Below are 22,123 nucleotides of genomic sequence, written 5' to 3' on the forward strand. Positions count from 1 at the left end.
AACAGGGTTCTTTCAGGCATTATTTCCCTGCCGCGCACCGCTGGCCTCCGCCCTCCGTCGATAAGGATCTCCCGTGGCCCCTCGCCGACACCTGCTCGCACCGCTCCCCCTCACCCGCCGTGGCGCCCTCGCCGGCGCCGGCGCGCTCTCCCTGGCGGCCGCCCTGGCCGCCTGCGGCTCCAAGAAGGAGGGCGGCTCGCAGGCCGACGGAGGCGCCACCGCCGCGGACGGCTCCGCCTCGGCGGCCCCCACGTCGGTCAGCATCGAGGACAACCACGGCGCGGTGACGATCAACCTGCCGCCCGCGACCGTCGTCTCCACCGACAACCGAACCTTCGAGGTCCTCGCCGACTGGGGCGTCGCACTCGCGGCAGTGCCCAAGAAGATCATCCCATCGACCATCACCGCCTACTCCGGCGACGGCGTCGTCGACCTCGGCAACCACCGCGAGCCCGACTTCGACGCCCTCATCGCCACCGCGCCCGACCTCATCATCATCGGCCAGCGCTTCACCCAGCACTACGACCGCATCGTCCAGGACAACCCCGAGGCCGCCGTCATCGACCTCGAGCCCCGCGAGGGCCAGCCCATCGACGCCGAGCTCGGCCGCGAGGTGACAGCGCTCGGGCAGATCTTCAACAAGACCGCCGAGGCGGACAAGCTCATCGCCGACCTCGGCTCCGCCATCGAGAGGGCCAAGGGCGCTTACGACGCCTCCCACAAGGTCATGGCCGTCAACGTCTCCGGGGGCAATATCGGGTACGTCGCCCCCGGCAAGGGGCGCACCTGGGGCCCGCTCTTCGATCTGCTGGGACTGACCCCCGCCCTCCAGGTCGAGGGCTCCACCGATGACCACCAGGGGGACGACATCTCCGTGGAGGCCATCGCGGAGGCCAACCCCGACTGGATCCTCGTCCTCGACCGCGACGCGGCGATCAAGGCGGACGACCCCTCCTACGTCCCGGCCAAGGACGTCATCGCCGGCAATGCCGCGCTGCAGAGCGTCACCGCGGTGAGCAAGGGGCAGATCGTCTACGCCCCCGCGGACACCTACACCAACGAGTCGATCATCACCTACACCGAGATCGTCACCTCCATGGCCGACGCCTTCTCCGGCAAGGCCTCCTGAGTGGCGCCGATACCGGGCGCCGATCGGAGGACCCGCCCGCCCCTGCTCGGGCGCAGCCAGCTCATCGGCCTCGTCGTCATCCTCGCCCTGCTCGCCGCGAGCCTGGCCGCCGGCGAGTACTCCATCCTCAGCGGGGCTGACGGAGCCCGGCTGTTCCTGGACGTGCGCGTCCCGCGCACGATCGCCCTCGTGCTCTCGGGCGCCGCCATGGCCATGTCGGGACTCGTCATGCAGGCCCTGACCCAGAACCGCTTCGTGGAGCCCACCACCACGGGCACCACGGAGTGGGCGGGGCTGGGACTCCTGGCGGTCATGATCCTCCTGCCGAGCGCCACGGTGCTCACGCGCATGGTCGGGGCGGTGACGGCGGCCTTCGCCGGCACGATGATCTTCTTCCTCATCCTGCGCCGCATCAGCCTGCGCTCCTCCCTGCTCGTGCCCATCGTGGGCATCATGCTCGGCGCGGTGGTCAGCGCCGTGTCCACCTTCATCGCCCTCGAGGCCGACGCCCTGCAGTCCCTGGGGGTCTGGTTCCAGGGCTCCTTCACCTCGGTCTACCGCGGCCAGTACGAGGTGCTGTGGATCGTGCTCGCCGTCGTGCTCGCCGTTTTCGTCTACGCCGACCGGCTCACAGCGGCGGGACTGGGGGAGGACGTGGCGACGACGATCGGCCTGGACTACCGGCGCGCCGTCATGATCGGCACCGGCCTCATCGCGATCGCCACGGGGGTGGTGACGGTCGTCGTCGGCTCCCTGCCCTTCCTGGGCCTCATCGTGCCCAATATCGTGTCCATGCGGCGCGGCGATGACCTGCGCTCCAACCTCCCCTGGGTCTGCCTGCTGGGCGTCGGCATCGTCACCGTGTGCGACCTCGTGGCGCGCACGATCATCGCCCCCTTCGAAGTGCCGGTGGCCGTCATCCTCGGGCTCGTCGGCGCCGCGGTCTTCATCGGCCTCATCATCGGCCAGGTGAGGAGGGGGACCGTATGAGCGCGACCGAAGAGCGGCGCTCCGGCGCCTTCGCCTCGCGGGCCGACAGGCGCCGCTGGTGGCTCCTCTTCCTCGGCATCACCGCGCTCGCCGCCACCTGCGTCGTCGGCCTCGTCCTCTACGGGAATCCCGCCGTCGTCGGCTCGCGCGGTTTCTGGAGGATCGTCGACCGCCGCATGGACGCGGTCATCGCCATGGCGGTGGTCGCACTGTGCCAGGCCATGGCCACCGTCTCCTTCCAGACCGTCACCGGGAACCGGATCCTGACCCCCTCGATCCTCGGATTCGAATCGCTCTACCGGGCGATCCACACCACGACGATCTTCCTGTTCGGCGTCGCGGGCCTCAACGCCGCCCGCACCACGAGCATGTTCCTGCTCCAACTGGCCCTCATGATCGGGCTCAGTCTCCTGCTCTACTCCTGGCTGCTCCTGGGCTCGGTCAAGGGCCTCTACCCCATGCTCCTGGTGGGCATCATCATCGGAGCGGGCCTGGGGAGCCTGTCCACCTTCATGCAGCGCCTGCTCACCCCCAGCGAGTTCGACGTCCTCACCGCTCGCCTCTTCGGCTCCGTCAACAACGCCGACCCCGACTACTACCCGGTGGCGATCCCCCTCATCCTGGGGGCGGCGATCGTCCTCTACGCCCTGTCCAAGCGCCTCAACGTCCTCTCCCTGGGGCGCGACACGACGACGAGCCTGGGGGTCGGCCACGCCAGGATCTCCCTGACCGTCCTCGTGCTCATCTCCGTGCTCATGGCCACCTCGACCGCCCTCGTCGGCCCCATGACCTTCCTCGGCTTCCTCGTGGCCACCCTCGCCTACCAGCTCTCGCCCACCTACGACCACCGCTACGTCTTCCCCATGGCCGTCAGCCTGGCCATGCTCACCCTGTGCGGTGCGTACTTTCTCATGAGGAACGTCTTCTCCGCCCAGGGGGTCGTATCCATCATCATCGAGTTCGTCGGCGGGGCCCTCTTCCTCATCGTCCTACTGCGCCGGGGGCGGCTATGAGCCCCCGGCTGAAGGAGACGCCATGATCGACCTGTCCGATGTCCGCAAGGTCTACTCCTCCGAGGTCTCCATCGGGCCGGTGAGCCTGGAGATACCCGCAGGCGGGATGACCGCCTTCATCGGCCCCAACGGCGCCGGCAAGTCCACGCTCCTGACGATGATCGGACGACTGCTGGGCATCGACGAGGGCGCCATCACCGTGGCCGGCAAGGACGTGACCACCACGAGGTCCGCCGAGCTGGCCAGGATCCTGTCCATCCTGCGCCAGGAGAACCACTTCATCTCCCGCCTCACCGTGCGCCAGCTCGTGGGCTTCGGACGCTTCCCCCACAGCCATGGGCGCTTGACGGCCGACGACGAGCGCGTCATCAGCCGCTACATCGACTTCCTCGGCCTGGCGGACCTGGAGTCCCGCCACCTCGACCAGCTCTCCGGCGGCCAGCGCCAGCGCGCCTACGTGGCGATGGTCCTCACCCAGGAGACCGAGTACGTCCTGCTCGACGAGCCCCTCAACAACCTCGACATCGCCCACAGCGTGGAGATGATGACGCACCTGCGCCACGCCGCCACGGAGCTCGGCCGCACGATCCTCATCGTCCTGCACGACATCAACATCGCCGCCCGCTACGCGGACCGCATCTGCGCCATCAAGGACGGCGGCGTCGCCTTCTTCGGCACCCCGGCCGAGGTCATGGACCCCGCAGTCCTCTCCGAGGTCTTCGGCACCGACATCACGGTCATCGAGGGCCCCCACGGCCCCCTCGCCTGCTTCTGAGGCGCGGAAGCGGAAAGGGGCCGGGCTGCGCTCCTCTCGCCGACCGGCGCCTCGTGCCCCGAGCGGTGCCGTTCGCACCGAGAGGTGCGGGCTGCGCCGAGAGGTGCGGGCTGCCCGCTCCAGTGGGTGCGAATCGCACCGGTCGGCGTCGGGGCTCAGCGCCTCGCGGCCTCCAGCGCGAGAACGGCGCGGGCGGTGGGCTCGTCGGTGGCCAGCGCGGAGAGGTAGCCGCTGCGCAGGGCCGCCAGGATCGCCGTCGTCTTATCGGCTCCGGCCGCGACCCCGATGACCAGTGGGATATCCGCCAGGCGCTCCAGGCCCAGGCACAGCGTGCGCTCGCAGATCGCGGTATGCACATGGCGGCCCTCGGCGTCGAGGTGGTGCCCGCAGATGTGGGCGACGACACCCTTGGCCCGGCACTCGGCGATCACCTCCGGCGTCATCCACCGCCGAAGCAGTGGGCTGACCCCCAGCCCATCGCCGACGGCGCCGATTCCGGTCAGCGCCGCGTCCGAACGGGCGGCGAGCTCGATCGTCGTCGAGACCTGCTCCTCCTGTCGCATGCCCGTGGCCATGGCCAGGGAGTCGAAGACGAGCGGCACGGTGAGATTGCGGTAGTGCCCGCCCAGGCGCAGGGCCATGGAGCGGGAGATGTTGGGGCCGTCCTCCAGGTTGAAGGACTCGCCCGCGCTGCCCACCATCGCCACCACCATCGAGTCCGGCCAGATCTGCTCCGGCAGGTGGTGCGCCACCGCCCCGACCGCGCGCCCATTGGACACGGCGACGACGCAGCGCCGTCCCACGTGCTCCAGCAGGAGCTGCCCGGCCGAGCGTGCAAGCTCCGCGCTGACGCCCTGCTCGCCCGCGGGCCGCGCCTCGCAGACCCGGGCCTGCTTGAGGTCGAAGACCCGAGCCAGCTCCTCCTCGAGCCCTATGAGGCGCTCGATCGGATGGGAGACCGTGATCGTGACGACCCCCTCGCGCCGGGCCTCGGCGAGCATTCGGGAGACCGTGGGGCGCGAGTAGCCCAGGCGGGAGGCGACCGCCGCCTGGTCGAGCCCGTCCTCCCAGTACAGGCGGGCGACATCGAGCAGCAGGGACAGTCGGGATCGACTAGCAGCGGCGCACATCTGTTCCTCCTCGACTCATCAGGGGTGCGAGCGGGCGGCATTTCCGAGGCCCGTGCTGCGATTCTAGGAACCGCCGGTCGGAGAGTGCATCGGAGGTTGTGAACTTATGTTCACCGCCCTGATTCGGTCCCCACTGGTCGACTCCTAGGTTCATTCATGCCGGCCGCGCATCGGGCGCGGTCCGTTCGAAGGAGAACCCGCATGAGCATCGTCCGCACCATCCACGGCGACGTCGAAGCCTCCACCCTCGGCGTCGTCAACGCCCACGACCACCTCATCCGCGTCGGCGCCGGCGAGGTCTACATCGACCCCGACCACCTCCTCATCGACGAGGACAAGGCCGTCGAGGAGGCCACATCCTTCGTGGCCGCCTCCAAGCGCTTCGCCACCTCCGGCACCATCGTGGACATGTGCCCCGCCTCCTCGGGGCGCGGCGTCCTCAAACTGCGCGACGTCGTCGACCGCGTCCCCGATCTCCAGGTCATCCAGGCCACCGGCTTCCACCAGCAGAAGGTCTACCTCGAGTGGCGCCAGTCCTGGGTCAACCAGTACACCGTCACCGAGATCGCCGACCTGCTCATCGCCGACATCGTCGAGGGCGTCGACGCCAACGACTACATGGGGCCGCTCGTCAAGCGCACAGACATCCGCGCCGGCGTCATCAAGTGGGCCACCGCCTACGGCAGGATCACCGACTGGGAGGTCAAGACCGGCCAAGCCGTCGCCATCGCCTCCAAGGAGACCGGCGCCCCCATCAACACCCACGTCACCGCCGGCACCTGCGGCCCCGAGCAGGCGCGCTTCCTCGTCGACCACGGCGTGGCGCCCGAGAAGATCGCCATCGGCCACATCCAGCGCAACTGGGACCCCTGGGTGCACGAGCAGATCACGTCCCTCGGCGCCTACGTGGAGCTCGACGGCACCAATCGCATCAAGTACGTGCCGGACAACGCCCGCGTCAACCTCATCAAGACCCTGGGGGACAAGGGCTACGGCAAGCAGATCCTGCTGGGCACCGACTCCGGCAAGGCCTCCTATCAGAAGGCCTACGGCTCGGTCTCCGGCATCGACTACGACCCGGCCGTCTTCTGCCCGCGCCTCATCGACGACGAAGGGGTCGATCCCGCCTACGTCCAGGACCTCCTGGTGAACAACGCGGCGACCTTCTTCGCCTTCGAGCCCCTCGCCGGCTGAACGGGGGAGAGGATCATGGCACCAGAGCCCAGGCTGCAGATCGCCCTGGACACCTTCGACCTGGCCAGCGCGCTCGGGCCGCTTCAGAAGGCGGCCCCCCATGTCGACGTCATCGAGTGCGGCACCATCCTCGTCCTCGCCGAGGGATTCCATGCCGTGAGGGCCGTGCGGGCCCTCTTCCCGGACAAGGAGATCCTCGCCGACGTGCGCATCGCCGAGGCCGGCTCCAAGATCGCCCGCATGGCCTTCGAGGCGGGGGCCTCACTGGTCAGCTGCGTCGCGGGGGCCTCCATGGCCACGATCGCGCAGGTCTGCGCCGTCGCCGCCGAATTCGACGGCGAGGTCCAGGTCGAGCTCGCCGACGAGTGGTACGACGCCGACCGCGCTCGCGCCTGGCGCCGGGCCGGGGTCCAGCACGTCATCGTCAAGCGCTCCCGGGACCGCGAGGCCGCCGGGGACCTGTCCTGGAAGCCCGAGGACCTGGGGCGCATCGACGAGCTCGCAGGCATGGGATTCACCGTGACGATCACCGGCGGGGTCACTCCTGCTGACCTGCCGACTTTCGCCGGCCACCCGGTCGGCATCGTCATCGCCGGGCGCTCCATCGTGGCCGCCGCCGACCCCGCCGCCGCAGCGGCCGAGCTCAAGCGGGCCATCGGGGAGGTGTGGCCATGAGCGCGAGCCTCCTGGCGCCGTCGGCGCCCCCGGCCAGTGCCGCGCGACCTGCCGGCCCGCCCCCGCCCGACGATCCCCTGGCCAACGGCCTCAGCCTGGGGATCTACGAGAAGGCCCTGCGCGGCCCCGCCCCCGTCGCGCCCCCGCAGTGGCGGGACTTCCTCGCCCAGGTGGCGCAGGGCGGGTTCTCCTTCCTGGACCTGTCCATCGATGAGTCCCCCGAGAGGGAAGCCCGCCTGGACTGGTCCCGGGAGCAGTGGCGCGCCGTGCGCCGCGCCGCCGAGGACGCCGGGGTGATGATCGGCGGGATCTGCCTGTCCGTCCACCGGCGCATCGCGCCGGGCTCCGCGGACCCCGCCACGCGCCGTCGCGCCCGCGAGGTCATGGCCCAGGGTCTGCGCGCCTGCCACGAGGTGGGAGCCCCGGTCCTCCAGATCGCCGGCTACTACTGCTTCTACGAGGAGCCCGGGCCGGACTCGGCGCGTTGGTACGCCGAGCTCCTCACCGACTCCGTCCCCCTGGCCGCCCGGCTCGGGGTGGTCATGGGCATCGAGAACGTCGACGGCGTCGGCGTCACCTCCATCACCCGCGCCATGGAGCTCGTTGAGGAGATCGACTCCCCCTTCCTCCAGGTCTACCCGGACCTCGGCAACATCGCCGAGCAGGGTCTCGACCCGCGCATCGAGGTCCCCGCAGGGCGCGGCCACATGGTGGCCATGCACGCCAAGGACGTGCGCCGAGGGGAGCCGCGCCGCGTCGAGATGGGCGCCGGGATCGTCGACTGGGACCTCTCCTTCTCCCTCCTGGCCGACCAGGGCTGGGCCGGGCGCCTCATGATCGAGATGTGGAACGACGACGCCCCCGACTCCGTTGCCAGATGCGTGGCCGCCCGGGCCTTCATCGAGGAGCGGGCCCGCGCGGCGGGCATCGCCATCGTGGGGCCCGAGGCCCCCTGATCCTCCGGGCCAACCGGCCCGGTACCACTCCACCAGTCCCTGCCCGCACGCGGCCAGCGCCGCACGACCCCACCACTCGCACGATCCGTACCACCGCACCACTCGGGCCGGACCCGGCCCAGCCCGGAGAACGAAGGAGTTCGCCATGACCTATGACCTATCCACCATCGGTGAGGGGCAGATCCGCCTCACCTGCGAGCGGGGCGACCGGCTCGTCACCGCCCGCACCCTGCGCATGACCGCCGCCGGCTCGGAGGCCAATGTGGCCGGCCTGCTCTCCGAGCTCGGACGGTCGACCACATGGGCATCCAAGCTGCCCAAGGGGGAGCTCGCCGATCGCATCGCCCTGGAGTACTCCGCCGTCGGCGTCGATATGAGCCATGTGGTGCTCACCGAGGAGGGACGGGTGGCGCTGTACTTCCTCGAGCCCGGGGAGTTCCCCCTGCCCGGGAAGGTCACCTACGACCGGCAGCACACGCCCTTCCGCTCCATCACTCCCGCCGACTTCGACTGGGAGTCCCTGCTGGACACCCGCGTCGTCTTCCTCACCGGCATCACGGCGGCGCTCACCCCCGAGACCGCCGGCGTCGTGCGCTACTTCGCCGACGCCGCCCGCGAGCGCGGCGTCGACATCGCCCTCGACGTCAACTTCCGGTCCCTGCTGTGGAGCGGGGAGCAGGCGCGCGAGGTCCTCGAGCCCATCGCCAGGATGTCATCGATCCTCTTCTGCTCGCGCACCGACGCCCGCATCGTCTTCGGCGTCGACGGCGAGGGCGTCGAGGCGTGCCGCAACCTGCGCGAGGCCATGGGCGTGCCCACCGTGGTCTCCACTGATGGGCGCGCCGGCACCTACCTCTCATCCGAGGGCGGCGAGAGGGTCTTCGACATCAAGTCCGTCACCGTCGTCGACCGCCCGGGGGCGGGGGACTCCTTCGTGGCCGGCACCCTCCACGGCTGGCTCGACGGCGACGTGGTCGCCGGCATCGGGATGGGCACACGGGTCGCCCAACTGGCCCTCACCCACCACGGCGACCTCACACATGTGCGTCCCGGCGAGCTCGCCCTGCTGGGCGGCTCCGACATCGTCCGCTGAGGCGGCCCGGGGCCGGGCGGGCGGCCTTCTGCCCTCCCGGCCCCGGCGGCCCGGCCCACACACATTGGTTCAGCAAGGTACAGATAGGTTCAATGATGAGCGCATCGACTCTCACCCCTCCGCGCGGGGCCACCGCCGCGGAGCAGATCGACAACCATCGCCTCACCGGCCATCAGAAGTCCCTCATCTCGATGGCCATCGTCGGCAACGTGTCGGAGTTCTTCGACATGTTCCTCATCGGCTTCATCATCAACATGCTCTCCAGCGCCCCGGGCTGGAGCCTGACGGGGATGCAGTCCGGCATCATCCTGGCCGGAGCGGGCCTGGGAACGGTCCTCGGCTCGATCATCTGGGGGCGCCTGGCGGACAGGATCGGCCGCAAGCAGGCCTTCATCTGGTGCATCGTCGTGCTCGTCGTCTTCACGGCGGCCTCGGCGCTCACTCCCGTCAACGGCTGGATTCTTCTGGCTGTCCTGCGCACCGGCGTGGGATTCGGCGTCGGCGGCCTCAATATCACCTCCGTGCCCTACGTCCAGGAGTTCGTCCCCGCCAAGCAGCGCGGGCTCCTGTCCGGCCTGACGAGCGTGTTCATCCCGGGAGGCATCCTGCTGGGCAGCCTGGTGACGAAGTACTTCGGGGACGCGCTGGGCTGGCGCGGCCTCATCGCGGTGGGCTGCATCCCCATCGTCCTGCTCGCCTGGACGCGAGTGGTGCCCGAGTCGCCGCGCTTCTACCAGACGCACGGCCGTGAGGCCGAGGCGCGGGAGGCCTACGCCTGGGCGATGGAGATCCCCGTGGAGCAGGTGGCCGCCCTGCCGGAGATCCCTCAGGAGAGCTCGGTGGCCTACTCCACCATCCTGACGCGGTACCCGCGCCAGCTGCTCGTGGTTTCGCTGGGCTCCTTCTGCTTCATCCTGGGCTCGTTCACCGTGCAGTCCTGGGGGCAGACGCTGCTCGGGCAGTCCTTCAAGTTCGACGGCGGCATGGTGGCGACGCTGTTCATCCTCGTCTCGCTCGGCGACCTCCTGGGGCGCCTGGGCTCGGCCTGGATCTCCGACCGCATCGGACGGCGCCTGACTATGCTCGGCTGCGGCATCATCGGCGGCATCGGCGCGCTCATCGCGGCGCTGTCCACGAGGATGGTCGGCGACGACGGCGCCGCGAGCAGCGCCGGGAGTGCCGGCTGGGTGTTCTTCATCGGGATTCTCATCATCATGACCTTCGGCGACGGCGCCTTCGGGATCCTCAACGCCTTCGGCGGCGAGCAGTTCCCGACCTCCGCGCGCTCCACCGGCCTGGGGCTCGGCTATGGGATCGGTGCGATCGCGAAAGTGGCGGGGCCCTACCTCGTGGGAGCCCTCATCGGTGGGGACAAGCCCACCAGCACCGACGTCGTCTTCGTGCCCTTCCTCATCTTCGCCGTGCTGCTCGTGCTCGGCGGGGTGACCTACATGTTCGCCACCGAGACCAAGGGCGCCTCCCTCGACGACATCTGACCCCTCCGCTCTTCGCCGAGACCGGTCGATAACGTCATCGAGACCGGCCCACTGCCACAGTGGGCCGGTCTCGATGACGTTATCGACCGGTCTCGGTTATAGGGAGAGGTGATGGGCCTGCGCGATCTGTGCCGATCTGTGCCGATCTGTGCCGATCTGTGCCGATCTGTGTCGATCTGTGCCGATCAGTGCTGGCCGTAGACGTTCTGGTAGCGGTCGTTGAGGCTGTCGATGGCCGCCTGGTCGATCGGGACCGGGGTGCCCCCATCGCGCGCGATGTGCACTGTGCGCGCCACCTCCTCGCACATCGCCGCGGCCTTGACCGCCGCCCGAGCGTCGGCGCCGATGGTGAACGGCCCGTGGTTGGCCATGAGCACCGCGGGTGAGCGAGACCCCGACAGCGTCTCGACGATGCCCCGGCCGATCGAGTCGTCCCCGATGAGCGCGAAGGGACCCACCGGGATCTCGCCGCCGAACTCATCGGCCATCATCGTCAGCACGCAGGGGATCGGCTCGCGCCTGGCCGCCCACGCCGTCGCGTATGTCGAGTGCGTGTGCACCACCCCGCCCACGCGCTCCATGTGCCGGTAGACGTAGGCGTGCGCGGCCGTGTCCGACGACGGCGCGAGCGAGGCGGGCGTGCCGTCGTCGATCTTGGCCCCGTCCAGGGTGCACACGACCATCGTCTCGGGTGAGAGCTGGTCGTAGGTGACGCCCGAGGGCTTGATGACGAACAGGTCCGTCTTCTCCGGCCCGTCGCCGCGATCCACGACCACCCTCTCGGAGACGTTCCCAGCCGTCCACACCACGAGGCCCCATCGGGGCAGCTCGGCATGCAGGGCGGCGACCCTCTCACGGGTGACGGCGACGGCGGAGCGCAGCTCCTCATCCAGCTCGGCCAGGATGATCCGGTGGCCTGAGGGCGTGTTTGATGGCATTGTCGGCATGGTGGTTCTCCTCACTGAGATAACTGGTGGGCCGAGGCGAGATGCAGTCGCCCGGTGATGGCCCGGTCGGGGTTCGCGAGTCCGCTCACATGCTGATTCGGTGGTTTCCCTGACGGCTCCCGATTGTCACACTGGTGAGAAGGGGATCTCACTGGGCTGCGCGCACATCGGTGCAGGTCCGCGCGATCCCCGACAGGCGCAGTGACGCGCTCGCCGCGCAGCCCCACCGTTTCAAGGGAGAAGGCTCCATGACTTTGGCCGCTGGTGTTGATTCGTCGACGCAGTCGTGCAAGATCGTTGTTCGGGATTTGGTTACCGGTGCTCTGGTGCGTCAGGGGCGGGCTTCGCATCCCGATGGCACTGAGGTTCATCCTGATCGGTGGTGGCGGGCCCTGGGACAGGCCGTCGACGCCGTTGGGGGGCTCGATGACGTGGCGGCCCTGAGCGTGGGCGGTCAGCAGCACGGCATGGTGCTGCTCGACGCCGGTGGTGAGGTGATCCGCCCGGCCCTGCTGTGGAATGACACCCGCAGCGCCGGCGCGGCGGGCGAACTGATCAGCGAGTTGGGCGGCGGCGACCGGGCCGCCGGGCGCGCCGCGTGGGCCGCCGCGGTGGGCAGTGCGCCGGTGGCCTCGCTGACCATCACCAAGCTGCGCTGGGTGGCCGACAACGAGCCCGAGGCGGCCGCCCGCATCGCCGCCATCTGCCTGCCCCATGACTGGCTGACCTGGCGTCTGCGGGGCACCGGGCGCTTGGAGGACCTGGTCACGGACCGCTCCGACGCCTCGGGGACGGGCTACTTCGATTGCGTGTCCAACACCTACCGGCGCGATCTGCTGGCCATGGCCCTGCGCCGCAGCCAGGAGGGGGTCGAGGACATCGTCCTGCCGCGCGTGGCCGGCCCCAACGAGGCCGCGGGCGCCGGCGGGGCGGATGCCGCGGGCCGCGGCCTGTCCCACCTGGTGCTGGGCCCGGGATGCGGGGACAACGCCGGGGCGGCCCTGGGCCTGGGCCTGCGCCCCGGGCAGACCTGCCTGTCCTTGGGCACCAGCGGTGTCGTGGCCGCGGTATCGACCACCCCCACCCACGACCCCACGGGCCTGGTCACGGGCTTCGCCGACGCCACCGGAGCGTTCCTGCCGCTGGCGTGCACCCTCAACGGCGCCCGGGTGCTGGACGCCGCCAAGACGGTCCTGGGCGTGTCCTACCAGGAGTTCGACTCCCTGGCCCTGTCAGCCGCCCCCGGGGCCGGGGGGCTGGTCCACGTGCCCTACCTCGAGGGCGAGCGCACCCCCAACCTGCCCGACGCCACGGGGATCCTGGCCGGCATGACCCTGGCCAACCTCACCCCGGCCAACTACGCGCGCGCCGCGGTGGAGGGCCTTTTGTGCCTCATGGGCGCCGCCCTGGACGCCGTGCGCGCCCAGGGCGTGGACATCACCGAGGTCACGCTCACCGGCGGCGGGGCCAAATCGGCCTGCGCCAAGGCCCTGGCCCCCGCCATCCTGGGCCTGCCGGTCAACGCCCCCGCCCCCGACGAGTACGTCGCCAACGGAGCCGCCAGACAAGCTGCCTGGACCCTCGCCGGCACCGACGAGCCCCCCGCATGGGCCCCCACCACCACCGAGCGCCTCACCGCCACCCCTCAACCTCACATCCGCGCCGCCTACAACAACACAGCACAACTCCTGGAACGAGGGTAGGAAAGTCGGAGGCCGCCAGCGCCCGGCGAGGGCGGGACGTGGGCGGGCGCCGGGGCATCGATCCTCCGGGACATCTGATGATCGCCGTCGGCTGAAGCCGCGGGCCGCGCGCCCGCCTCCGCCCCGTGCGGCGCTGAATCCCGCCGATCCGCCTGCGCGTCGGGCCCGGGACGAGTAGCGTCGGTGTCATGAAGAAACTCATCAACGCCATCGACGCCGTTGTCCCTGAAGCTCTGGCCGGAATGGCCGCCGCCCACCCGGGTGAGCTCCGGGTGGATCCCGAGCACCGCGTGGTCTATCGCGCCACCCCGAAGGCCGAGGGCAAGGTCGCGCTCGTCTCCGGAGGCGGCAGCGGTCACGAGCCCCTCCACGGGGGCTTCGTCGGCACCGGGATGCTCGACGCCGCCTGCGCCGGGGAGATCTTCACCTCCCCCGTGCCCGATCAGATCGTCGCCGCCACCACCGAGGTCGACCGCGGCGCCGGGGTCCTGCACATCGTCAAGAACTACACCGGCGACGTCATGAACTTCGAGATGGCCGCCGAGATCGTGGACATGGAGTCCGGCATCAAGGTCGCCACCGTCGTCACCAACGACGACGTCGCCGTCGAGGACTCCCTCTACACCGCCGGGCGCCGCGGCGTCGGCGTGACCGTGCTGGTGGAGAAGATCGCCGGCGCCGCCGCCGAGGAGGGCCGGCCGCTGGAGGAGGTCGCCCGCATCGCCGGCGCGGTCAACGCCGCGGGCCGCTCCATGGGCATGGCCCTGACCTCCTGCACCGTCCCCGCCAACGGAAAGCCCTCCTTCGACCTTCCCGAGAACGAGATGGAGATCGGCATCGGCATCCACGGCGAGCCCGGCCGCCACCGCGAGCCCATCGCGCCCGCCGCCGAGATCGCCAAGAGGCTCGTCGAGCCGATCCTCGCCGAGCTGCCCGCCGCCGACGGCGAGGACCGCGGCGTCATCGCCTTCCTCAACGGCATGGGCGCCACGCCCCTGCTCGAGCTCTACCTCATGTACGGCGAGGTCGCGAAGCTCCTCGACGCCGCCGGCATCACCGTGGCGCGCAGCCTCGTGGGCGACTACATCACCAGCCTCGACATGGCCGGATGCTCGCTCACCCTCGTGCGCGCCACCGACGAGATGCTGCGCCTGTGGGACGCCCCCGCCGTCACCCCCGGCCTGAGGATGGGCGCATGAGCGACGTTCCCGCCGGATCCTCGGAGGCGGCCGCTCCCGCCGCCCCGCCGGCCCGGTTGACGGTGGAGGATCTGAAGTCCTGGCTGCGCGTGACTGCGTCGCGCATCGCCGAGCGCGCCGATGAGCTCACCGAGCTCGACGCCGCCATCGGCGACGCCGACCACGGCGCCAATATGCGCCGGGGCATGGCCGCCGTCGTCAAGGCCATCGACGCGGCGAACGGGGCCGACGGCGCCCCGGCGCTCGACACCGCCGACGCGCTGCTGAAGAAGACCGGCATGACGCTCGTCTCCTCCGTCGGAGGGGCCTCCGGGCCCCTGTACGGCACCTTCTTCATGCGCATGGGCGCCTCCCAGGCCGGAGCCACCGAGCTCGGTGCCGGCGCGCTCGCGAGCGCCATCGACGCCGGAGTCGCCGGAATCGTGGCCCGAGGCAAGGCCGGCGCGGGGGAGAAGACCATGCTCGACGCCTGGTACCCCGCCCTGGAGGCCCTGCGCGCCGAGGGTGAGGACCTGGCAGCCGCCACGGCCGCCGCCGCGAGCGCCGCCGCCGAGGGCCGCGACGCCACCGAGCCGATGATCGCCACGAAGGGGCGCGCCTCCTACCTGGGGGAGCGCTCGCAGGGGCATATCGACCCGGGCGCCGCCTCGACCGCGATCATCCTGGGGGCACTGGCCGACGTCGTCGCCGGGACCGCCGAGGCTCCCGGGGCCGAGGTCACGGCCGCGGAGGAGCCCGTCGCCAAGGCGGCGCGGCCCCAGGAGACTGGGACGGCTGGGACCGCGGCCGCAGTGGAGCCACCTGACCCGGCTCCCTCCCCTGACTCTGAGGAGAAGGGGAGCGGTGCCGCCGACTCGGGCGCCGCCGTCGGCATCGTCCTGGTCTCGCACTCCCGCGCCCTGGCCGAGGCCGCCCGTGAACTCGCCACCGGGCTCATGTCCTCGGTGAGCGCGCCGATCGAGATCGCCGCTGGCCTGCCCGACGGCGGGCTCGGCACTGACGCCGGGGCCGTCGCCGCCGCCATTGAGCGCCTGGCCGCCCGGCCCGGCAACCGCGGCGTGCTCGTCGTCGCGGATCTCGGCAGCGGCATCATGAGCGCCGAGGCGGCCCTGGAGCGGCTCGGCCCTGATACGGCCTCCCGCGCCCGCCTCAGTCCGGCGCCCTTCGTCGAGGGTCTCATCGGCGCCTACGGCGCCGCCGGGATCGGCCTCGAGCTGGAGGCGGTGGCCGCCGAGGCCGCCAAGGCGGCCCCCGCCAAGGCCGCTCAGATCTCCGGAGCCTGAGCCCCCGCCCGGGACGGGTCCGCCCCGGTGAAGACACCCACCGGGGCGGGAACCACTCCGGGCCGCTATCGGCGTGCGCCTTCAAGCCGCAGATACCGTCTCACCCCGCTCTTGCGCCCTCGAACTACGAGAATGAGGGCGCAAGAGCGGGGTGAGACGGTATATCGGGGGTGAGGGCGCATGATCCTGCGTAGGATGGAGCGGCAACCGGCGCGCGAAGGACAGCGGCATACGCGGGAGGAACACCGATGATCAACGGAGAGCTCATCGACCTGAGGGCGGGCGACTACGCCGCCCGCATCGCCACCGCGGGGGCCACCCTCGTCCATCTGCGCCGCAGTGATCGCGACCTCGTCCTCCCCTTCGACGCCGCATCCGAGCTCCCATCGGGTTGGCAGGGCAAGACCCTCGCCCCATGGCCCAACCGGACCGTCGGCGCCGCGTACGCCTACGGGGGCACCGGCTACCTCCTGCCCCGCAACGAGCCGGAGACGGACTCCGCCCTCCACGGACTGGTCGGCTGGCTCGACTGGCAGGTGGTCGATGCCGCTGAGGACTCCGTCGCCCTCGAGGTGCTGCTGCCCGCCTCCTACGCCTACCCCTGGTCCCTCGAGCTCTCCAGCCGCTGGGAGCTCGACGCCGAGGTCGGCCTCACGATGACGCTCACCGCCACCTGCGTAGGCGCGGCACGGCCCTCCACCGCCGTCGTCGGCGCCCCGCTGGCCGATGGGGCCCTCCTCCCCGCCCCCTACGGTGCGGCCTTCCACCCCTACCTCTTGCGCGGCGCGGGCGCCGATGACTGCACCCTCATCGTCCCGGCCGCCGCGGTGCTCACCGCCGATGAGCGCATGGTGCCCAGCGGCCTCGTGGACGTGGCCGGCACCGACTGGGACTTCCGCTCCGGGTCCCCCATGACCGGCGTGAGCGTGGACAACGCCTTCACCGACCTGCCCGAGGGCACCTGGCAGGTGCGTGTCGAGGGGGAGGAGGGCGCCGTCGTGCTGGCCTCCGACGCCCCCTGGGCGCAGGTCTACACCGACGACGGCCTCGGCCGCCGCGCGATCGCCGTGGAGCCGATGACCTGCCCGCCCAACGCCCTCAACTCCGGCGACGGCCTCCTCACCCTGGCCGTCGGCCAGTCCCACACTCTCGCCTGCTCCCTGCGCGAGGAGCACTGAGGGGCGCCGGAGATCGCGCGGGGCGCTCAGGAGGACCGGAGGGGCAGGGCCCCCGCTCTCAGGCACGGTTGGCGAAGCGCTCCAGGAGGTTGGCGTCCCCGCCTACCACGAGCACGTCGTCGGCGGAGACGAGGGTGTCGGTGCGGGCGTACTCGAAGGGCTCGCCGGGGCTCATGAGGCCGAAGACCGTCACTCCGTAGCGGGAGCGGATGCGGGCCTCGCCGATGGTGAAGCCGTGCAGCTCGGCCGGCGGGCGCATCTTGACGATGGTGAAGCCGCCCTTCTCCATCTCGATGTAGTCCAGCATCCGGCCCGACACGAGGTGCGCGGCGCGCTGCCCGGCGTCGAACTCGGGGTAGACCACGTGGTGCGCGCCGATGCGGCGCAGGATGCGGCCGTGCGCCCGGGAGATCGCCTTGGCCCAGATCTGGGGGGTCTCGAGGTCGACGAGGTTGCCGGCGATGAGCACGGAGGCCTCCAGTGAGGAGGCGACGCCGACGACGGCCGTCCCGAACTCGGTGGCGCCCAGCTGCTCGAGGGCCTCGACATCGGTGGCGTCGGCCTCGACCAGGGGGATGCGGCCGGTCCACTGGCGCACGATGCCCGGGTCGCTCTCCACGGCCAGGACCTCGCGGCCCAGGCGGTCGAGGGTGGCGGCGACGGCCGAGCCGAATCGGCCCAGGCCGATGACGAGGGTGGAGTCGGTGCGTGAGGCGGCGGGTGCCATGTCTGCTCCTGAGGAAGATCGGCGGCGGAGTGCCCGCCGCAGCCCCTAACGGTAGCGGCTCAGCCGATGAGGGGGCGCTCCTCGGGCATTCGGATGACGCGGCGCCGCTCGCGCAGGGCCAGGGCGGAGGCTGCGGTCATCGTTCCGACGCGGCCCACGAACATGAGCGCGATGATGACGTACTTCCCGCTCGTCGGCAGGATCGGCGTGATGCCCGTGGACAGGCCGACCGTCGCGAAGGCGCTGATGACCTCGAACAGCACGCGGTCCAGGGACAGCCCCGTGATCTCCAGGAGCAGCAAGGAGGCCACGCCCACCACGCAGGAGCCGATGAAGGCCACCGCCACGGATAGGCGCACGGCCTGCGGCGTGATCCGCCTGCCGAAGATCTCGATGTCCTCATCGCCGCGGGCCTCGGCGACGATCGCCATGAGCAGGATCGCGAAGGTCGTCACCTTGATGCCGCCCGCCGTCGACGCCGAGCCGCCGCCCACGAACATGAGGGCGTCCTGGAGGAACCAGGTGGCCTCGTGCATGTGGTCGGTGCTGAGGAGGCTGAGCCCCGAGGAGCGCGAGTCCACGCCCATGACGAGGCCGTTGAGGATCTTTCCCCCGATGGGCATGGGGCCGAGCGTGCTGGGATTGGCCCACTCGAAGGCGGTGAGCGCGATCGCCGATCCGGCGGTCAGCAGCGAGTAGGTGGCTAGGGTCAGCTTGGTGTGCAGCGTCCACTGCCGTGGGCGACGGCGGCGCCTGACCATGTCGAGCACCACGGGGAAGCCGAGCGCGCCGACGAAGGTGCCCACCGCGATCGGCAGCCCCATCCACCAGTCCGAGGCGTAGGGCGCCAGTCCCTCGGGCATGATGACGAATCCGGCGTTGTTGAAGATCGACAGGGACATGAACGCCGAGTACCACAGCGCCTTGGGGAGGGACTCGCCCAGCGTGAGGAACCGGGGGAGCAGCACGATGGCGAGGACCGCCTCGGCTCCCAGCGCCGTGATGACGACGGCGCGCAGCAGGGCCGCGACGTCACCCAGTCGGGACTGGTTCTCGCTGGCGGCGAGCATGCGCTGGGTCAGGCCCACGTGCCGGTTGACGGCGAAGGACAGCAGTGAGGCCAGGGTCATGACGCCCAGGCCTCCGATGGCGGCGCCCAGGATGATGACCGCCTGGCCGAAGGTGGACCAGTAGGTGGCGGTGTCCACGGTGGTCAGTCCGGTGACGCAGACCGCTGATGTCGCGGTGAACAGCGAGTCGACGAGGCTGGCCGCGCGCCCCGACGCCGTCGAGATCGGCAGGGCGAGGAGGGCCGCGACCGCGCCGATGATCGCGGCGAAGATGACGACGGCGAGCCGCGCGGGGGAGAACCGGGCGGCTCGCGCCAGGCGGTCGTAGAGTCCCAGGCGCACCAGCAGTCCCCGCAGTCCGGTGGTGGGACCGCGGTCGGCGGGCATGAGCGCTGCGTCCTCGGGCGCGGTGCTCAGCGCGGAGAGGGGGCCCTGGGGGTGCCGGGGCGACTTGCTGGATGAGGGCACGGGCACATTGTGTCCCCTTCCGCGGGGTCCGCGTGTGATCGCGGCGCCGCTTTCGCCTCTTGACCTCGAGCGTTGTTGTGACCAAAATGTGATCTGCAACGAGTGGTGCGTTTGGGGACGGGATTGACGTGTGCGCCTGGTGGGACAGGCGTTATATTGAGCCCAGTCCTGCGCGGCGCCGACCGCCCGAGCGGGAGGGCGCACGCCCCGCGGGTTCCAAGCGCCCTCCAGTGCCTGGGGCCGCCCGCTGCGCACATATCCGAACCTGAATGACGGGATCCGCATCCATGGCACCTGCCCTTCCCAGTCCTGCCGCCTCCGGCGCCCCCTCCTTCCTCACGGTCGCGGAGGTCGCCGCCATGCTGCGGGTCTCCAAGATGACCGTCTACCGCATGGTCCACTCCGGCGATCTGCCCGCCATGCAGGTGGGACGCTCCTTCCGGGTCCCCGAGCGCGCGGTGGCCGAGTACCTCTCCGCCGGCCTGGGTGACTGGGGCCACGAGGAGACGGAGGCCTCGGGGTCCTGAGACCCGCTAGACTCACCGGGTCACATGAATGGCCGGGTCGAGACATCCCATGAGGGCCCATCACCGCCCTCGTCCTCACCCGATCATCAGGCCCGTCCGGCCGTGCGCCGGCCCGCTTCCGGCTCCCCCGGGGCGCGGTCGGGCCCCGGCAAGCAAGACTGCGAGGAAAACCCATGGGTTCTGTCATCAAGAAGCGCCGCAAGCGCATGGCCAAGAAGAAGCACCGCAAGCTGCTTCGCAAGACGCGTCACCAGCGCCGCAACAAGAAGTGACGCCCTCTCCGGAGCCCTTCGAGGCTCCCGCCCCGGGCGTGCCCACGCGCGCCCGGGCGCTGGGCGGCCCCTCGCCGTCCTCCCTCGCCGAGCTCACCACCCTGCGCATCGGCGGGCGCATCGGCCGCTACCTCGAGGCCTCCACGGAGGAGGAGATGATCGAGGCGATCCGCCGGGCCGATGCCTCGGGGACCCCCCTGCTCGTGGTCGGAGGCGGCTCGAACATCGTGGCCTCCGACGCCGGATTCGACGGCCTGGTCCTGCGCGACGGCCGCGAGGACGTCCGCGTCGTCTCCGAGTCCGCCTGCGGCGGCGTCGAGATCACCGCCACCGGTGGCGTCGCCTGGGACGACCTCGTCCGCCAGGCCGTGGCCAGCGACTGGGCCGGGTTCGCGCCCCTGTCCGGCATCCCCGGCAGCGTGGGCGCGGCCCCCGTGCAGAACATCGGGGCCTACGGCGCCGAGGTCGCCGAGCTGCTCGCCTCCGTGCGGGCCTGGGACCGCCTCGCCGGCCGCGTCGTCCACCTGCCGCTGGCGGATCTGCGCCTGGCCTACCGCGACTCCGCGATCAAGCGCTCCCTCACGGATGCCGCCATCGGCGGCGGGCGCACCTGGGGCCCGACGGGCCGCTGGGTGGTGCTCTCCGTGGGGTTCCACGTTCGCCAGGCCGCCCTCGCCGCCCCCATCGCCTACAGCCAGCTCGCCACCGCCCTCGGGGCCGAGCTGGGCGCGCGCGTGCCCGCCGCCGACGTCCGCCGGGCCGTCCTCGGCCTGCGCCGCTCCAAGGGCATGGTCCTCGACGACGCCGACCACGACACCTGGTCCGCCGGGTCCTTCTTCACCAACCCGATCCTCACCGCCGAGCAGGCCGCGAGCCTGCCCGACGACGCCCCCCGCTTCCCGGTCGCCGACCACTCCCGCCCTACCGACACGGTGTCGGGCGCCCCCGTCATCGAGGGCCTGGTCAAGACGAGCGCCGCCTGGCTCATCGACCGCGCCGGCTTCCCCAGGGGCTTCGCCCTGCCCAGCGCGCCGCGCGCCTCACTGTCCACCAAGCACGTCCTGGCCCTGACCAACAGGGGCGGGGCCAGCGCCGCCGACCTCACCGCCCTGCGCGATGCGGTGGTCGACGGCGTGCGCGAGCGCTACGGCGTCACGCTCGTCCCCGAGCCCGTCCACGTCGGCTGGTGAGCCAGCCAGTCGTCCACCTCGGCCAGCCAACGCCGCTTGGACGACTCGCCGGCCAGGCTCGCCCGGATCGAGCCGCGCGCCAGCTCCGCCAGGGCGTCGTCGTCGAGCCCCTGCGAGCGGGCGATCCCGTACTGATCGGTCAGGCGCGAGGAGAACAGCAGGGGGTCGTCGGCGCCCAGGGCGACCTGCGCCCCGTGCTCGATGAGCGCCCTCAGCGGCACATCACCGGTGCGGTGGTAGACCCCGAGGCACACATTCGACGCCGGGCACACCTCCAGGCTGATGCCCGCCTCCACGATCGCGTCCAGCAGGGCCGGATCCTCGCTGGCCCTCACTCCGTGGCCCAGGCGGTGGGGGCGCAGGGCCGAGACGACGTCGCGAACGTGCTCCGGCCCCAGCAGCTCCCCGCCATGGGGGAGTGAGGCCAGGCCCGCGCGCCGCGCGATGTCGAAGGCGGGGGCGAAGGCGGAGGTCTCCCCGGCCCGCTCATCATTGGACAGGCCGAAGCCGACGACCTGTCCCGGCCCGTCACCTGCGTGGCGGGCGGCCAGCCTGGCCAGGGCGCGGGCGTCGAGGGGGTGGCGGATGCGGGAGGCCGCCACAATGATCGCCACCTCGACGCCGGTCAGGGCGGTGGCCTGCGCCGCGGCGTCGAGGATGATCTCCAGGGCGGGCGTGATCCCGCCGACGAAGGGCGCGTAGGAGGTGGGGTCCACCTGCATCTCCAGGCGCCTCGAGCCCTCCGCGGCGTCGTCGAGCGCGGCCTCCAGTACGAGGCGGCGCATGACTTCCTCGGAGTCGACGAGGTGGCGGGCAGTGTCGTAGGCGCGCTGGAAGCGGAACCAGCCCCGGTGGTCCGCAGGGACGTGCAGGGGATCGCCGTCCAGGAGCGAGGAGGGCAGGCGCGTGCGCGACGTCGAGGCCAGCTCGGTGAGGGTGTCCAGGCGCATGGAGCCCGTGAAGTGCAGGTGGAGGTGCGCCTTGGGCAGGGCGGCGAGGTCGCGCGGGCCGATTCCGGACCGCCGGGTGGCAGCCGGCCCGGCGGGGGATGCGGGCCCCGGGGGCCCTGGGGGGTCTGGGGGCGTGGCTGGCTCTTGGGGCACGGCGG

The 22,123-nt window shown here is 71.3% G+C and carries 21 protein-coding genes; 16 read left to right on the top strand and 5 right to left on the bottom strand.

Annotated elements, in window-relative coordinates:
- The first annotated feature begins 73 nt into the window (after positions 1-73).
- From B1H55_RS01075 to B1H55_RS01090, 4 genes are read left to right on the top strand one after another with little or no spacing between them, the layout of a single operon-like run.
- On the top strand, positions 74-1,129 hold the full coding sequence (locus B1H55_RS01075; protein ID WP_231952785.1) for a siderophore ABC transporter substrate-binding protein: 1,056 nt from the start codon (positions 74-76) through the stop codon (positions 1,127-1,129).
- A gap of 9 nt (positions 1,130-1,138) precedes the next feature.
- Positions 1,139-2,119 (top strand): ABC transporter permease, encoded by a 981-nt coding sequence (locus B1H55_RS01080; RefSeq protein ID WP_231952981.1) that lies wholly within the window; start codon positions 1,139-1,141, stop codon positions 2,117-2,119.
- Positions 2,116-3,132 (top strand): iron chelate uptake ABC transporter family permease subunit, encoded by a 1,017-nt coding sequence (locus B1H55_RS01085; RefSeq protein WP_077240493.1) that lies wholly within the window; start codon positions 2,116-2,118, stop codon positions 3,130-3,132. Before B1H55_RS01080 ends, B1H55_RS01085 begins: the two co-directional genes overlap by 4 nt.
- 22 nt (positions 3,133-3,154) lie before the next feature.
- Entirely contained in the window at positions 3,155-3,907 is a 753-nt protein-coding gene (locus tag B1H55_RS01090; RefSeq protein WP_073451487.1) for an iron ABC transporter ATP-binding protein, read from the top strand.
- Between the two features lie 155 nt (positions 3,908-4,062).
- Here the strand turns inward: B1H55_RS01090 and B1H55_RS01095 are convergent, their stop codons facing one another.
- The gene (locus B1H55_RS01095) at positions 4,063-5,037 is read right to left on the bottom strand and encodes a sugar-binding transcriptional regulator (protein WP_073451486.1); all 975 of its coding nucleotides are present in this window, start codon (positions 5,035-5,037) and stop codon (positions 4,063-4,065) included.
- A gap of 201 nt (positions 5,038-5,238) precedes the next feature.
- Between B1H55_RS01095 and B1H55_RS01100 the strand changes: the two genes are divergently transcribed.
- The 5 genes from B1H55_RS01100 to B1H55_RS01120 all read left to right on the top strand — a co-directional run bounded on the left by B1H55_RS01100 (position 5,239) and on the right by B1H55_RS01120 (position 10,451).
- Entirely contained in the window at positions 5,239-6,231 is a 993-nt protein-coding gene (locus B1H55_RS01100) for a phosphotriesterase family protein (protein WP_073451485.1), read from the top strand.
- A 15-nt stretch (positions 6,232-6,246) separates the two neighbouring features.
- Positions 6,247-6,906 (top strand): 3-dehydro-L-gulonate-6-phosphate decarboxylase, encoded by a 660-nt coding sequence (locus tag B1H55_RS01105; RefSeq protein WP_073451484.1) that lies wholly within the window; start codon positions 6,247-6,249, stop codon positions 6,904-6,906.
- Positions 6,903-7,862, top strand: a complete 960-nt coding sequence (locus B1H55_RS01110) for an L-ribulose-5-phosphate 3-epimerase (protein ID WP_231952786.1) — start codon at positions 6,903-6,905, stop codon at positions 7,860-7,862. Before B1H55_RS01105 ends, B1H55_RS01110 begins: the two co-directional genes overlap by 4 nt.
- A 145-nt stretch (positions 7,863-8,007) precedes the next feature.
- Positions 8,008-8,955: a sugar kinase gene (locus tag B1H55_RS01115; RefSeq protein ID WP_073451483.1), complete on the top strand. Its 948-nt coding sequence runs from the start codon at positions 8,008-8,010 to the stop codon at positions 8,953-8,955.
- Between the two features lie 95 nt (positions 8,956-9,050).
- Positions 9,051-10,451, top strand: coding sequence for an MFS transporter (locus tag B1H55_RS01120; RefSeq protein WP_073451600.1), 1,401 nt, complete (start codon positions 9,051-9,053; stop codon positions 10,449-10,451).
- 185 nt (positions 10,452-10,636) lie between these two features.
- Here B1H55_RS01120 and B1H55_RS01125 read toward each other — a convergent pair whose 3' ends face one another.
- Positions 10,637-11,389 carry an L-ribulose-5-phosphate 4-epimerase gene (locus tag B1H55_RS01125; RefSeq protein WP_096519399.1) on the bottom strand — a complete coding sequence of 251 codons (753 nt, stop codon included), beginning with the start codon at positions 11,387-11,389 and terminating at the stop codon, positions 10,637-10,639.
- A 257-nt stretch (positions 11,390-11,646) separates the two neighbouring features.
- Between B1H55_RS01125 and xylB the strand changes: the two genes are divergently transcribed.
- The 4 genes from xylB to B1H55_RS01145 all read left to right on the top strand — a co-directional run bounded on the left by xylB (position 11,647) and on the right by B1H55_RS01145 (position 16,761).
- Positions 11,647-13,101 (top strand): xylulokinase, encoded by a 1,455-nt coding sequence (xylB, locus tag B1H55_RS01130; protein ID WP_073451481.1) that lies wholly within the window; start codon positions 11,647-11,649, stop codon positions 13,099-13,101.
- 188 nt (positions 13,102-13,289) lie between these two features.
- Entirely contained in the window at positions 13,290-14,300 is a 1,011-nt protein-coding gene (dhaK, locus tag B1H55_RS01135) for a dihydroxyacetone kinase subunit DhaK (protein ID WP_073451480.1), read from the top strand.
- Positions 14,297-15,583 carry a dihydroxyacetone kinase subunit DhaL gene (dhaL, locus tag B1H55_RS13065; protein WP_073451479.1) on the top strand — a complete coding sequence of 429 codons (1,287 nt, stop codon included), beginning with the start codon at positions 14,297-14,299 and terminating at the stop codon, positions 15,581-15,583. Before dhaK ends, dhaL begins: the two co-directional genes overlap by 4 nt.
- A gap of 248 nt (positions 15,584-15,831) precedes the next feature.
- Entirely contained in the window at positions 15,832-16,761 is a 930-nt protein-coding gene (locus B1H55_RS01145) for an aldose epimerase family protein (protein WP_077240491.1), read from the top strand.
- Between the two features lie 58 nt (positions 16,762-16,819).
- Here B1H55_RS01145 and B1H55_RS01150 read toward each other — a convergent pair whose 3' ends face one another.
- Both B1H55_RS01150 and B1H55_RS01155 read right to left on the bottom strand, forming a co-directional pair.
- Positions 16,820-17,488: a potassium channel family protein gene (locus B1H55_RS01150; RefSeq protein WP_073451477.1), complete on the bottom strand. Its 669-nt coding sequence runs from the start codon at positions 17,486-17,488 to the stop codon at positions 16,820-16,822.
- A gap of 59 nt (positions 17,489-17,547) precedes the next feature.
- Positions 17,548-18,945, bottom strand: a complete 1,398-nt coding sequence (locus tag B1H55_RS01155) for a TrkH family potassium uptake protein (RefSeq protein WP_231952983.1) — start codon at positions 18,943-18,945, stop codon at positions 17,548-17,550.
- A 368-nt stretch (positions 18,946-19,313) separates the two neighbouring features.
- On the opposite strand from B1H55_RS01155, the gene B1H55_RS01160 reads away from it, so the two are divergent.
- From B1H55_RS01160 to B1H55_RS01170, 3 genes are all read left to right on the top strand, one after another.
- Entirely contained in the window at positions 19,314-19,553 is a 240-nt protein-coding gene (locus tag B1H55_RS01160) for a helix-turn-helix domain-containing protein (protein WP_073451475.1), read from the top strand.
- A 173-nt stretch (positions 19,554-19,726) separates the two neighbouring features.
- Positions 19,727-19,825: a 30S ribosomal protein bS22 gene (locus B1H55_RS01165; RefSeq protein ID WP_003792170.1), complete on the top strand. Its 99-nt coding sequence runs from the start codon at positions 19,727-19,729 to the stop codon at positions 19,823-19,825.
- Entirely contained in the window at positions 19,822-21,015 is a 1,194-nt protein-coding gene (locus B1H55_RS01170; protein ID WP_073451474.1) for a UDP-N-acetylmuramate dehydrogenase, read from the top strand. The genes B1H55_RS01165 and B1H55_RS01170 overlap by 4 nt, the downstream gene beginning before the upstream one ends.
- Here the strand turns inward: B1H55_RS01170 and B1H55_RS01175 are convergent.
- On the bottom strand, positions 20,970-22,028 hold the full coding sequence (locus B1H55_RS01175; protein ID WP_077240935.1) for an adenosine deaminase: 1,059 nt from the start codon (positions 22,026-22,028) through the stop codon (positions 20,970-20,972). The genes B1H55_RS01170 and B1H55_RS01175 overlap by 46 nt on opposite strands.
- Positions 22,029-22,123 lie beyond the last annotated feature (95 nt).

The sequence above is a fragment of the Actinomyces denticolens genome (assembly GCF_002072185.1).
In the GTDB taxonomy this organism is placed as follows: domain Bacteria; phylum Actinomycetota; class Actinomycetes; order Actinomycetales; family Actinomycetaceae; genus Actinomyces; species Actinomyces denticolens.

Excerpts from the sequence above, each read along its gene's own strand:
- B1H55_RS01085 (WP_077240493.1), top strand. The coding sequence starts at position 2,116 with ATGAGCGCGACCGAAGAGCGGCGCTCCGGCGCCTTCGCCTCGCGGGCC.
- B1H55_RS01090 (WP_073451487.1), top strand. The coding sequence starts at position 3,155 with ATGATCGACCTGTCCGATGTCCGCAAGGTCTACTCCTCCGAGGTCTCC.
- B1H55_RS01095 (WP_073451486.1), bottom strand. The coding sequence starts at position 5,037 with ATGTGCGCCGCTGCTAGTCGATCCCGACTGTCCCTGCTGCTCGATGTC.
- B1H55_RS01100 (WP_073451485.1), top strand. The coding sequence starts at position 5,239 with ATGAGCATCGTCCGCACCATCCACGGCGACGTCGAAGCCTCCACCCTC.
- B1H55_RS01105 (WP_073451484.1), top strand. The coding sequence starts at position 6,247 with ATGGCACCAGAGCCCAGGCTGCAGATCGCCCTGGACACCTTCGACCTG.
- B1H55_RS01110 (WP_231952786.1), top strand. The coding sequence starts at position 6,903 with ATGAGCGCGAGCCTCCTGGCGCCGTCGGCGCCCCCGGCCAGTGCCGCG.
- B1H55_RS01115 (WP_073451483.1), top strand. The coding sequence starts at position 8,008 with ATGACCTATGACCTATCCACCATCGGTGAGGGGCAGATCCGCCTCACC.
- B1H55_RS01120 (WP_073451600.1), top strand. The coding sequence starts at position 9,051 with ATGAGCGCATCGACTCTCACCCCTCCGCGCGGGGCCACCGCCGCGGAG.
- B1H55_RS01125 (WP_096519399.1), bottom strand. The coding sequence starts at position 11,389 with ATGCCATCAAACACGCCCTCAGGCCACCGGATCATCCTGGCCGAGCTG.
- xylB (WP_073451481.1), top strand. The coding sequence starts at position 11,647 with ATGACTTTGGCCGCTGGTGTTGATTCGTCGACGCAGTCGTGCAAGATC.
- dhaK (WP_073451480.1), top strand. The coding sequence starts at position 13,290 with ATGAAGAAACTCATCAACGCCATCGACGCCGTTGTCCCTGAAGCTCTG.
- dhaL (WP_073451479.1), top strand. The coding sequence starts at position 14,297 with ATGAGCGACGTTCCCGCCGGATCCTCGGAGGCGGCCGCTCCCGCCGCC.
- B1H55_RS01145 (WP_077240491.1), top strand. The coding sequence starts at position 15,832 with ATGATCAACGGAGAGCTCATCGACCTGAGGGCGGGCGACTACGCCGCC.
- B1H55_RS01150 (WP_073451477.1), bottom strand. The coding sequence starts at position 17,488 with ATGGCACCCGCCGCCTCACGCACCGACTCCACCCTCGTCATCGGCCTG.
- B1H55_RS01155 (WP_231952983.1), bottom strand. The coding sequence starts at position 18,945 with ATGCCCGCCGACCGCGGTCCCACCACCGGACTGCGGGGACTGCTGGTG.
- B1H55_RS01160 (WP_073451475.1), top strand. The coding sequence starts at position 19,314 with ATGGCACCTGCCCTTCCCAGTCCTGCCGCCTCCGGCGCCCCCTCCTTC.
- B1H55_RS01165 (WP_003792170.1), top strand. The coding sequence starts at position 19,727 with ATGGGTTCTGTCATCAAGAAGCGCCGCAAGCGCATGGCCAAGAAGAAG.